This is a genomic window from Bifidobacterium sp. LH_449, from assembly GCF_056356755.1.
In genome coordinates, this window is sequence record NZ_JBKEUV010000015.1 from 1 (window position 1) to 12,507 (window position 12,507).

Sequence of the window (12,507 nt, forward strand, 5' to 3'; positions counted from 1 at the left end):
ACGAATACATCCACTACTACAACCACGGCCGGGGACAGGCCAGGCTAGGATGGAAAACCCCAAAGGAATACGCACGACAACTAGCCGGCTAAACACGATGTGCGGAATTCGGGGTACACATCAATGAGCAAATACAGGGCTAAGGGCGGTATCGAAATCACCGACGAGATGATTGACCGTTGGGATGAGGATGCCGACAACGGCATCCATCATGGCACGCCGGGCGAGCTTATCACCAACAAACCATTGGGACGTCCATCGCTATACGAGGAGCCGATGGTTCCGGTCACGTTCCGCCCGCCAGGCGATGACGCCGACGCGCTCAGAGCGGCTGCAAAACGACGCGGCATCAGCTTTGCCGACATCATGCGGGAAGCGTGCCATCGGGAGTTGGAACGGCAGACGACGTGACGGTATGCCGATATGACGGCATGCCGGTATGGGAGCCGGTCGACGACATATATGACGGCGACCATATAGTGGTGAGGCATGGGACGGCGTTCAGCAGCGACAGATACCTCGAGGATATTCACACTGGCATTGCCGACATTCGGGCAGCTCATCGCCGAGCCGACGTTCATACTCATCGACACCGCCATCGTCGGACATGTCGGCGATGACGCGCTGGCCGGCCTTTCCGTCGGCTCGACCATCATCCTGACCACCGTCGGCCTATGCGTGTTCCTCGCCTACAACACCACCTCACAGGTGGCGAAACCGCTCGGCGCAGGCCGCCGACGCGAAGGCCTCGAAGCGGGAATCGACGGCCTGTGGCTGGCCGCGATCCTCGGCATCGTCATATCGGTCGCGATGTTCCTCTGCGCGACCCCGCTGTGCATGGCCATGGGCGCGCGCGGCGACGTGCTCGACGCCGCAACGCAATACGTGCGCGCCGTCATCTTCGGACTTCCCGGCATGCTGCTGGTCTATGCGGCGAACGGCATTTTTCGAGGGCTGCAAAAGGCGCGCGTCACGCTGATCGCCGCCGTAACCGGCGCAATCGCCAACATTGTTCTCGACCTGCTCTTCGTCGTCGGCTTTCAATGGGGCATCGCCGGCTCCGGCATCGCGACGCTCATCGCGCAATGGCTGATGGCGGCGATGCTGATCACGCCCGCGATGCTGTGGTGCCGCGCGGACGGCGCCGACTGGCGGCCTCGTCTCAAAGGCATCCTCGACAGCGCGGGCGGCGGTTCCATCCTGTTCGTCCGAACGTTGGCGCTGCGCGCCTGCATGGTCGGCACCGTCATTCTGGCCACGCATATGGGCACGCATGTGCTGGCCGCATATCAGGCGGTGAATTCCAGTTGGAATTTCGTCATCAACATGCTGGACGCCATCGGCATCGCAGGCCAGACGCTGGTCGCCGCCGAAATCGGAGCGGACAGACGCGATGATGCGATACGGATGACGCGCACCGCCGGACGGGCGGGCCTGATGGGCGGCGTCATCATCGGCATCGGTCTGATCATCGTCGGCTTCGTGGCCGCCCCGCTGTTTTCGCCGAATCCTGAAGTGCAGCGGCTGATCGGCATCGGCATGATGATCCTGGGCGTTTTCCTGCCGCTGGGCGGCTGGATGTGGGCTTTGGACGGCATACTGATCGGCGCCGGCGATTACCGCTATCTTGCCGTCGGATGCGTGACGACGGCGGCGCTATACCTGCCGGTACTGGCAGGCATCGGCCGGATCGATGCGGCATTTGCCATGTCGAATATGACGCGCATGGCCGTACTGTGGGCGGCATTGAATATGCTGTTCATCGGTGTACGCGCGATATTCAACGGATTGCGCGTGCGCACGGATGCCTGGATACACGCATAACGCAGCGTCTTCCATCGGACGCGCGACAGTGCCACCCAGCCACATGTTTTGACGCCTGTCACACATTCTGTTGCGCCCCACTCCATGTCCAATCCATTACGGGACAACTGCAACGCACGAACGTCACCGACGCACGCCCTATCGCACATCTCATCACACATCCTGCACGACGGTCATGCTGCGGCGTGCGGCGTCCGCCATCGTCGCGACCAATCGTTCGCGCCATGCGCTCCACCCGTATCGTTTTGTAATGGTTTCGCCGGCAGTCGCCCCCAATGAGGAACCGTCCGCACGCGTCAGGTCATAAAGCATATCCAGCAGAATCGGATCGTTGTCCAAACGCATCGCCAATTCCAGGCCCGACCGCGGATCATCCGGATCGCGTCCCGTCGCATATTCCGACAATGTCAGATGCTCACGCACCAGCAGCGTCACCCACTGCACGACGTCATCATCGAATCCCATACGCGTCGTCACAGCCTGCGCATGGCGCGCGCCTTCAGCGGCGTGGTCGGCGACTCCCGGGCGCTTGCCGATGTCATGCAGCAGGCCGGCCAGCAGCAATGCAGTACAGCGATGCGCATCGTAATGGCGGGCGCGCTCCCCCAAACGCGACGCCACTTCGACGCTATGCCGGTCGACCGTGTAACGATGCGCGGCGGAGGCGCTGGGACGATTGCGGATCGCCGCCCATTCCGGCATCCACTGTTCCGGGATTCCTACGGAATCCAACGATTCCCACACACGAACCAGTTCGGGGCCGGAGGCCAGCAGACGTATCAGCGATTCGCGCGAATCCTCATTCCATCCGTCGAGGCTGGAGGAATGATGCGACAGGTTGCGCAGCGTGCCCATATTGATCGGCAGATGATTGTCCGCGGCGGCGACGGCGACGCGCAACGCCAGCGGACGGCCGTCTGACGGACCGGCGGTCGGCGCGAGCACGATTTCGCCGTCATGTCGGGCGACGCCGGGCGCGACGACATCGAACGACGGCGCTTCACGATTGGGAATATTCGCGGTGACGGAAGGCGCCGCGGCAGGGGAGATGATGCGCGTCGCCAATTGGAAGAATGCGAAGCGCGGGCGCACATGCGTCAGAGAGCGGCCTGCACGCGAGGCGGTGTCGTCAAGGGCGAAGGCGACGCAGCGGCCCAGTCGGGCGATTCTTGTCTGCAGGTCTTCGATTGCGCGGGCCTGCCGTTCCTCTTCGGGCAGGGTCGGGTCGGCGAGGCCGAGCATGGCGGCGACGCGCGGCTGATATGCGGAAAGCAGCAGATTCGTGTCCTTGCCGGCGACCAGATGCAGACAGTCGCGAATGTCAAGCATCGCTTCGACGGCGTCATCATACCGGCCATGCGGACGGTCGGCCAGCCAGGATGCGGCGATCGCGGCCACAAGCGTCACGTCGCGCAGGCCTCCGCGCGCTTCCTTGATGTCGGGCTGGTTCAGGTACGGCAGTCGGCCGAAGCGGTCCAGCCGCGTTTCTGCGGATCGCGTCAGCTCCGACATACGCCGCCGCGCGGCCTTGCGCCAACGCTCCAGGATGGAGGCGGAAGTGGATTCAATCAGATCGGCGTCACCGGCGATCGGCCGCACGTCAAGCCAGCCCACCGCCGCAGGCAGGTCGCCGTCGGTGACGGATTCGCATTGGGCACGCGTACGCACCGAATGGTCGAGACCGATGCCGCTGTCCCAAATCGGATACCACAGGCGGTTCGCCAATTCGGTCAGGTGCCGCTCGTTCAATGCGCGGCCGTCGTGGATCAGCACCAGATCCAGATCGGAGGAGGGGCCGAATTGGCCGCGAGCCAGCGAGCCGACCGCGGCCAGGCCGACGCCCTGTCCGGGCACGTCGAACGACACCTGTCCACAGGCCTGCCTCCACAAATCACGTAACGCCCGCATGGCCAGCTCGACGCGCGCCGCGCGTTTTTCCGCGCCATTGCGGTAGACGCCGTCGGTATCGGGCGCGCTGACCGCGAGGAGCCGCTGCTTCAACTCGCCTATGGTGCAGGCTGTCATTGCCGTTCTTTCAGAGTGTGGTTGACACGATTGCCGCGACTGGCGCGATTCCTACGATCGCCGCGATCGCAGTGATCGCTGCGCGTGATACGTGTGCCGCATATGACCCGCAACGCACGATGTGCATGTTTCACGTGAAACGGACGATCCCCGCGTCTTCAATCGTTCGGACGCGGGGATCGCCATTGCTCCGCCTATGTATTCGGGACGCCCCTATGCCGAACAGGCCTATCAGATGGCGGCGGAACCGGTTTCACCCGTACGGACGCGGGTGACGGAATCAAGCGGGGTGACCCAGACCTTGCCGTCGCCGATGGTGCCGGAGGCCGCGGCCTTGACGATCACATCGACCAAAGTCGACGTGTCGGCGTCATCGGCCAGCACTTCCACGCGGATCTTCGGAATCAGATCGACGGTGTATTCGGCGCCACGATAGATTTCGGTATGGCCGCGCTGGCGGCCGTAACCGTTCGCTTCGGACACGGTCAGGCCGTGCACGCCGGCGGCGGCAAGGGCTTCCTTGACCGAATCAAGCCTGTGGGGCTGAATGATGGCGGTGATCAGCTTCATTTCACTTCATCTCCTTAAGCACGGAGCTGGCGGTGCCAGCGAAATCGTATGCGCGTTCGCCCTGATCGGCCAGATCGATGCCGCCGATTTCCTGGGCTTCGGTAACACGCCAGCCAATCGTCTTCTCCAGGACGAAGGCGATGATGCCGGTGACGACGGCGGACCAGATGATGGCGACCAGTGCGACGATGACCTGCACGGCCAACTGACGCCAATCACCACCGGCCAGCAGGCCGGTGCCGGCGCCGAAGAAACCGATCAGAACGGTGCCGACCACGCCGCCGACGCCATGCACGCCGACCACGTCGAGGGAATCATCATAGCCAAGCTTGAACTTCAGACCGCAGGCCAGGCAGGTCACGATGCCGGCGATGGCGCCGATGACCATGGCCCACAGCGGGGAGACCACGTCGGCGGCCGGAGTGATGGCGACCAGGCCGGCGACCATGCCGGAAGCGGCGCCGATGGCGGTGTAATGGCCGGAACGGATCTTCTCGGTGAAGCCCCAGGACAACATTGCGGCCGCAGCGGAAAGGGAGGTGGACACCCAGGCGTAGCCGGCGGTGCCGTTCGCGGCGAATGCGGAACCGGCGTTGAAGCCGAACCAGCCGAACCACAGCAGGAAGGCGCCAAGCATGACGAACGGGACATTATGCGGACGGAACGGCTGCGTGCCGAACCCCTTGCGCTTGCCGATGATCAGCACGATCATCAGCGCGGCGACAGCGGCGTTGATATGCACCACGGTGCCGCCCGCGAAATCATGGGCGGAGGCGCCGATCGCCTGGGAGATCGCGCCGTCGGCGGACAGCAGGCCGCCGTTCCACACCATGTGGGCGAGCGGCGCGTAGCACAGCGTGATCCACAGCGCCACGAAAATCATCCAGGTGCTGTACTTGATGCGTTCGGCGATGGCGCCGCAGATCAACCCGACGGTGATCATCGCGAATGCGGCCTGGAACGCCACATCAAGGCTGACGGGATAGTCATTGCCGTTCAGTTCGGTCGCGGTGAACACGCCACCGTCCGACACCATCGTATCCTTCAACAGGAATCCGGTGATCGGATCGCCGAAAAGACCTCCGATGGAGTCGCCGCCGTATGCGATCGACCACCCCCACAGCGCCCAGACGATCATCGTGACCGCCAGCGCGCCGGCTTCAAGCATCAGCATGTTCAATACGGCCTTGGCGCGGACCATGCCGCCGTAGAAGAACGCCACGCCCGGCGTCATCAAGAACACCAAAGCGGCGGATGTCAGGATCCATGCGGCGTTTCCGGAATCAAGCGCTCCCATGTCTACCTTCCTCTCGTTGTCGTATACTGCTCCCCTCCAAGGCGGCGGCTCCGGAATATCGCCCATCCGGCACATCCGTCATACGAGGTGACAGTTGATTATGAAACGCTCCCATCATTTTGCGCACGTTACGGGCGGTTACGTCAATGTAAAACGGCATGGAATGTAACGCGCAGGCAACATGACAGACATCAAAGGATCATCAAAAACGGAAAAATCGCGATATTGCAGGCGACGCAGGCCGCAGGCGATCGGACCGCGATGATTGCGGGCCCGCAATACGATATGCGGAAACGCGAAAGGCCTGATCGGATGGCATATCATCCGACCAAGCCTGCAATAATCGCGATATCCATTCAATTATGCGTTAAGCCGATGCCGTATCGGCGGATCGTTCAGGCGAGGATGCCGTCCACGAAGCCTTCCGGATCGAACGGCGCCAAATCGTCGGGGCCTTCGCCCAAGCCGACCAGCTTGACCGGAACGCCCAGTTCCTTCTGCACCGAAATCACGATGCCGCCCTTGGCGGAGCCGTCCAGCTTCGTCAGCACCACACCGGTGATGCCGATCGCCTCGGCGAACACCTTCGCCTGCGCCATGCCGTTCTGGCCGGTCGTCGCATCCAAGACCAGCAGCACTTCGTCGACCGGCAGGTTCTTTTCGGCGACGCGGCGGATCTTGCCGAGCTCATCCATCAGATTGGCCTTGTTCTGCAAACGGCCGGCCGTGTCGACGATCAGCACGTCGACATCGTTTTCCTTGGCTTTGGCCGTGGCCTCAAAGGCGACGGAAGCGGGATCGGCGCCGTCCTTATCGGAGCGGACGACGTCGACGCCGACCTTGGCGCCCCACGTCTGCAGCTGGTCTGCGGCGGCGGCGCGGAAGGTGTCGGCGGCGCCCAGCAGCACGCTCTTGCCGTCGGCCACGAACAGGCGGGCCAGCTTGCCGGCGGTCGTGGTCTTACCGGTGCCGTTGACGCCGACCATGATGATGACGCTCGGCTTCTTCGCGCCCTCTTTGCCGGCGTTCAGACGGCGGTCGACGTCCGTGCCGACCAGATCGAGCAGCTTCGCGCGCAGCGCCTCGCGGACTTCGCCCGCGTCGGCCTTGCCTGTGATGCGGGCGTCCTTACGCAGCTCGTCGACCAGCTGTTCGGCGGCTTCGGCGCCGACGTCGGCCAGCAGCAGCGTATCCTCGACGTCCTCCCAATCGGATTCGGACAGATTGTCCTTCGTCAGAATGCCGAACAGCGCTTTGCCGAACGGATTCGAGGAATTCGCAAGCTTCGCCCTCAGCCGCTGGATGCGGGAGACGGCCGGCTCCGGGGCTTCGACCGCCGGGGTCGGGGTCGCCTCCGGCGTCGGCTCCGAAGCGGGAGCGGCCGCGACCGGTTCGGGGAGCGGCGTGATGCTCGGCGCGGACACGGCGGGAGTCGGCGGGACGGACAGCTTCGCAGAAGCTCCAGCCGCCGCCGGCTCCCGCGCGGGCTTCCCCTCGGAATCCTCAGGCGCCTGCACGCCCGGCTCCTGCTTGGATTCCTGAGCCGGCTCCTGCGCGGCCTTTTCCGAAGCGGATTGCGGCGTCGCCTGTTCAGCGGCGGATCCGGCGTCAATCGCTGCAACGGTATCGTTCTTCGACTTCGCGGCCCGTACAGCCAATGCGATCGCCACGACGGCGACAATCACGACGACGGCCACAATGCCAATAATCAAATTCGGTTCCATGATTCAAGCCTAGAATTTTCAAAGGACAGCGCGGCCAACACGACGGCGCCGCTCATCCGGAGGGCGTGGAACACTGAATACATGGCCAATACTTCCAGAATGACTTCATACCAGCGCCGCGAACAGCTCATCCGGGTCGGGCGATCACTGTTCGCCACCAAAGGTTTCGAAGCCGTCAGCGTCGAAGAAATCGCCGCCACCGCCAAAGTCTCCAAACCGATCGTATACGAGCATTTCGGCGGCAAAGAAGGCCTGTACGCAGTCATCGTCGACCGTGAAATGCAAGCGCTCACCAGTGTGCTCATCGAAGCGTTGTCGGATCCGCAAGCGCATCCGCGCCGCATCGTCGAACGCACCGCCCTCGCGCTGTTGACGTACATCGAAGAAAACGCCGAAGGATTCCAGATCCTCGCCCGCGACTCCCCCAGCACCGACCCATCCGGATCCTTCAGCTCCCTGCTGGGCGACATCAGCGTCCGCGTCGAGGAGATCCTCGCCGAATCCTTCAAACGACAGCATCTGCCGTCAAAAGGCGTGCCGTATTATGCGCAGATGCTGGTCGGCATGACCGTATTCACCGGCCAGTATTGGGCCGACCAGCGCAAAATCAGCAAAGAACAGCTCGCCGCGCACATCGTCAACCTTGCATGGCACGGCCTGTCACGGCTTGAATCCAAGCCGGTGCTGCGCTTCGAAGGCGCCAAAGCGCAGCACAATGCCGAAAAGGCCGGCCAAGCCGACGACAAGGACAAGCCCGCAGCCGACGCCGCCCCCAATGCGGCGCCCGCCGATGCGGGCGGCAGCGCGGCCTGCGCCATTGCGGACGGCGGCCTCGAGACCGACGATGGAACCGGCGAAGGCGATGCGCAATCACAAGGAGCGAGCCGTCTTGCGGATGATGGAATGCCGCGATCCTGAAACGCAGCGAAGCATGCTCGGCAAGCAATTCGTGAACGCAATATAACGATTGGCGCCGCGCTCTCGATAACACAGCCGTAACGTGCTACGTTGGTATCGAGAAAGAAAACAAGGCCGACGGCCGGCAGCCGACGGCCGACAATCGAGGAAGAATATGGCGCAGAACAAAACGCTCACCTTCGTGGTGCCCGCATACAACATGGAGACGTATCTGGAACGCTGCGTCAAATCGCTGGTCTCCGCGCGCCGCATCGACGATATCGAAGTGCTTGTCGTGGACGACGGCTCATCCGACGGCACGCTGGCCATGGCGCAATCCTTCGAACAGCGCTGGCCGGGCGTCGTCAAAGCCATCCATCAGGAAAACAAAGGCCACGGCGGCGCGGTGAACACCGGCATCGCGGCGGCGACCGGCATGTACATCAAAGTCGTCGACGCCGACGACTGGGTCGGACCGGCCGCGTTGGAGCAGGTGCTGGCCACGCTGCGCCCGCAGAAGGACGCGGAGGAGCCGCTCGACCTGCTCGTCACCGACTACGTGTACGACAAGGTCGGCAAGCGCCGCAAACACATCGTCAATTTCAAGAACGTGATCAAACCCGGCTGCGTGCTCGGCTGGGACGACCTGGGGCATTTCAGCGTGGCGCAATACATGATCATGCATGCGCTGACCTTCCGCACCGACGTGGTGCGCGTCTCCGGCATGCAGTTGCCCGAGCACACGTTCTACGTCGATTTCATCTACTCGTATCAGCCGTTCCCGTGGGTGAGGACGATCATGTACCTGAACACCCCGCTGTACCACTATTTCATCGGACGCGACGGGCAGAGCGTGCAGACCGACGTGATGATCCGCCGCGTGGATCAGCTGCAGCTGGTCAACCGGCGCATGGTCGAGGCCACGCCGGAACGCGGCACCGTGCCGGACGGCCTGTACCGTTACATGATCCATTTCCTTGCGATCGAAAGTTCGGTCACGTCGGTGTTCCTGATCCTTTCGCGCAAGCCGGAGAACTATAAGGTCAAGGACGAGCTGTGGCGCGGCATCAGCGAAGCCTCGCCCTCCATCGGACGTGACGTGCGCCGCAAGCTGATCTCGCGCGCGCTGAACCTGCCCGGCTCGGCCGGCCGATTCCTGATCCGGTGGGGCTACCGCATCGCCGAACACGTGGTGGGCTTCAACTGATCGGCGCGAGGCCGCGGGAATGCCGGGGCCGACACGGCCCGAGAATGTGCCGGACCGGCGCGATCTCACGGATTCGGCGCTCAGGAGGGTGATGTTTCATAAGACATCACCCTCCTGCCGTATTCCAGTGGGCGCTTTGCGCTTCACCGGGCGCGCCGGCCCACACCGATTCCGCTCACACCCAGCGATCGGACAGGGCGAAGGAGTTGTGCATGAGGTTGCTGGTCGTATACAGCACGTCGCCGAGCAGCTTCGTCGTACGCTTGCGCAGGAATTCGCCCATCTCCTGATTGGCCTCCTCCAGACGCGTGCAGACCGCCGGGGATTCCTTGTTTTCCGCAGCGGCTTCCGAAACGGCGTCGACGGAGTGCGCCGCCGCATTCTCCGCGGAGGCCGAAATCAGAGACTCATCCGTGCGCGCCACCAGACGATGGCCGTACACACGCACCTCCTCCGCATACTGCTCGATGATGTTCGTCGTCTCATACCAATGGGAGTCGGCGAGCGCGGCGATCAGACGGTTCGTCCAATACAGCGAATCCGTGGAGACCTCCGGCGTCGTATCGCGCAGATATGACGGGGTGTCGGTCACGTTCGCATAGAACGGGGCGACCGATGTGAACGGGCCGGAGCCGAACGACACCCACATTACGGCGCGATGGTCGGCCGGCATGTACGGGCGGATCTGCATGGCGACCATATGACCGGTGCGGTTGATGCCGATCGGGCGATAACGGTGGCGGCTTTCCGCCGTGCCAAGCGTGCCGTATGGATCGTATGGGGTGTCTTCGAAATGCGAGGCCATCAGGAAGTCGACGTCTTCGATGGTGACCTTGTTTTCCGGGCGACGGCACCATGGGATGTCGTCGGAGGTCGGCGTGTAGCGCGCGTTCGGCGAATCCCAGTCTTCGCCGGGATTGAGATGGCGCTGCATATACCAGGCGCGAGGCGTGTTGTAGATGTGGTCCTTCGTGGTGCTGGTGCCGAAGACGATGCGCGGGTTGATCACGGACGAATCGAAGTCGCCGTCTTCGGCCGGCGGCATGGTGCGGTCCAGATGATGCCTATCGATGAATTCGCGCAGGTCGGCGCTGCACATGTATTCACGCTGTTCGCCGAACGCGTCGTCGAAATCGAATCGGTCGATGCCGAGCTGGTTGGGGATGGTCGCATAGCAGTCGTCCGGTACGCGGCGGGCCATCCAATGGTGGCCGCCAAGCGTTTCGACGTACCAGATCTCGTCGGAATCGGAGAAGATCACACCGTTCGCTTCATATGTGCCGTACTGTTCCAGCAGTTCGCCGAAACGGACGACGCCTTCGCGGGCGGTCGTCACATACGGCAGCACCAGGGTGATGATGTCTTCCTCGCCGATGCCGCCGGGCTGTTCCGCACAGTGGCCTTCGCCGCCCGGCTCGCCCTGCGCGGGCCTGTATTCCACGAGGGGGTCGGCGGCGAGCACACGCTCGTTGACCGCGATCGTTTCGGTGGCGCTCATCGCGACGTTGTATTCGTTGACGCCCGCTTCGGCGAGGACGCCACGGTTGTCGAGCACATTCGGCGCGATGGTGTAGCGGCAGGGGTCGTCGGGAAGCTCGATTTCGACGTGGCTCAGCACGCTGCGGTAATGGCGCGGCTGGTCTTCGGGATTGACGGCGATAAGACGCTTCGGGTCGTAACGGCCGGAACCGGAATCGTCATCGCGGGCGATGATGGTGGACCCGTCGTAACTTGCCGATTTTCCTACAAGAATGGTGGTACATGACATGATGCCCCACTGTAGAGCCCCCACTGTAGAACAAGGGACCGGCGGGGTCGAATGGCTTGGCGAGGTCCGGCAGGTTCGGCATGGTGCGGCACGGTTCGGCATGGCGTGGCGCGGTTCGGCATGGCGTGGCGCAATCTGATGCGGTTCGATGTAGTTCGATGCGGGCCGTTTCGCATGCCGCAAACCGACACGCCGACACGCCGACACCGTTGTGGCGTTTCGGTTTGCCAATCATTCGCATTCGGTTGTATAGTAGCCAGTTGTTGCCCCTCTAGCTCAACGGTTAGAGCAGCGTCCTTTTAAGTCGTGGGTTGTGGGTTCGAATCCCACGGGGGGTACCGCTTGAAAGCCCGAAAACCGTTTGCCGCAACGGTTTTCGGGCTTTTGTCATGCGCCGGCACACACCCGTTGACGGCCCGACCCCACGCCCGCCAACGCCCCAATCCCACACCCCGTCAATCCCACATCCCATCAGCCCCCACGCTCAGGCAGCCCCTCACCCAGGCAACCTCACACCCCATCAACCCCATACCCGCCAAATCCACCCGTCAATTCCACCCGCCAATTCCACCCGCCAATTCCACCCGTCAATTCCACCCGTCAATTCCACACCCACCGCCTCCACGCTCCGCCAACCGCTACAGTGCGCACTACATCTTGACGGTTTTGACCGCAACACGCCGGGGACGGCGGTCGAAAGTGTCAGGACAGCCCTACGCGGTCCCGCAAACCGTATGTCACGGCCGCCCCGTCTGACGGTTTTGACCGCAACACGCCGAGGTCAGCGGTCAAAAGCGTCAACCGACTTCAGCATGACTTGGCCGAGCGCCCCGCATTTGACAGTTTTGACCGCAACACGCCGGGGACGGCGACCAAAACTGTCAACGGGGTCCAGCACACCCCGATCCGACGTCCTTTCCCTGACGCTTTTGGTCGGCGACTCCGGCGCGTTGCGGTCAAAAGCGTCAACGGGGGTCCGGCAGACCCCAGTTTGATGCTCTTCGTCTGACGGTTTTGATCGGGACACGCCGGGGACGGCGGTCAAAAGCGTCAGAGGGTGCAGCCGGAGAAAGTGATGTGTACCCCGAATTCCGCACATCGTGTTTAGCCGGCTAGTTGTCGTGCGTATTCCTTTGGGGTTTTCCATCCTAGCCTGGCCTGTCCCCGGCCGTGGTTGTAGTAGTGGATGTATTCG

At 62.9% G+C, this 12,507-nt stretch carries 9 protein-coding genes and 1 tRNA gene; 5 read left to right on the plus strand and 5 right to left on the minus strand.

What is annotated here, in order from left to right; all coding sequences use genetic code 11:
* Positions 1 to 123: 123 nt before the first annotated feature.
* Together AC1AX7_RS09290 and AC1AX7_RS09295 are read left to right on the plus strand one after the other, a co-directional pair.
* Positions 124 to 411 (plus strand): toxin-antitoxin system antitoxin subunit, encoded by a 288-nt coding sequence (locus tag AC1AX7_RS09290; protein WP_476509800.1) that lies wholly within the window; start codon positions 124 to 126, stop codon positions 409 to 411.
* Between the two features lie 78 nt (positions 412 to 489).
* Complete coding sequence (locus AC1AX7_RS09295) at positions 490 to 1,824, plus strand: MATE family efflux transporter (RefSeq protein ID WP_476509801.1); 1,335 nt, start codon at positions 490 to 492, stop codon at positions 1,822 to 1,824.
* Between the two features lie 153 nt (positions 1,825 to 1,977).
* Here AC1AX7_RS09295 and AC1AX7_RS09300 read toward each other — a convergent pair whose 3' ends face one another.
* The 4 genes from AC1AX7_RS09300 to ftsY all read right to left on the minus strand — a co-directional run bounded on the left by AC1AX7_RS09300 (position 1,978) and on the right by ftsY (position 7,440).
* Positions 1,978 to 3,849 carry a [protein-PII] uridylyltransferase family protein gene (locus AC1AX7_RS09300; RefSeq protein WP_476509802.1) on the minus strand — a complete coding sequence of 624 codons (1,872 nt, stop codon included), beginning with the start codon at positions 3,847 to 3,849 and terminating at the stop codon, positions 1,978 to 1,980.
* 231 nt (positions 3,850 to 4,080) lie between these two features.
* Entirely contained in the window at positions 4,081 to 4,419 is a 339-nt protein-coding gene (locus AC1AX7_RS09305; protein WP_476509803.1) for a P-II family nitrogen regulator, read from the minus strand.
* A gap of 1 nt (position 4,420) precedes the next feature.
* The gene (locus AC1AX7_RS09310) at positions 4,421 to 5,716 is read right to left on the minus strand and encodes an ammonium transporter (protein ID WP_476509804.1); all 1,296 of its coding nucleotides are present in this window, start codon (positions 5,714 to 5,716) and stop codon (positions 4,421 to 4,423) included.
* Positions 5,717 to 6,111: 395 nt separating this feature from the next.
* Entirely contained in the window at positions 6,112 to 7,440 is a 1,329-nt protein-coding gene (ftsY, locus tag AC1AX7_RS09315) for a signal recognition particle-docking protein FtsY (protein WP_476509805.1), read from the minus strand.
* A gap of 81 nt (positions 7,441 to 7,521) precedes the next feature.
* Between ftsY and AC1AX7_RS09320 the strand changes: the two genes are divergently transcribed.
* Positions 7,522 to 8,358, plus strand: coding sequence for a TetR/AcrR family transcriptional regulator (locus AC1AX7_RS09320; RefSeq protein WP_476509806.1), 837 nt, complete (start codon positions 7,522 to 7,524; stop codon positions 8,356 to 8,358).
* A 154-nt stretch (positions 8,359 to 8,512) separates the two neighbouring features.
* Entirely contained in the window at positions 8,513 to 9,544 is a 1,032-nt protein-coding gene (locus AC1AX7_RS09325; RefSeq protein WP_476509807.1) for a glycosyltransferase family 2 protein, read from the plus strand.
* Positions 9,545 to 9,719: 175 nt separating this feature from the next.
* On the opposite strand, the gene AC1AX7_RS09330 is transcribed toward AC1AX7_RS09325, so the two are convergent.
* On the minus strand, positions 9,720 to 11,312 hold the full coding sequence (locus AC1AX7_RS09330; protein WP_476509808.1) for a C69 family dipeptidase: 1,593 nt from the start codon (positions 11,310 to 11,312) through the stop codon (positions 9,720 to 9,722).
* Positions 11,313 to 11,577: 265 nt separating this feature from the next.
* On the opposite strand from AC1AX7_RS09330, the gene AC1AX7_RS09335 reads away from it, so the two are divergent.
* A tRNA-Lys gene (locus AC1AX7_RS09335) sits at positions 11,578 to 11,650 on the plus strand.
* Positions 11,651 to 12,507 lie beyond the last annotated feature (857 nt).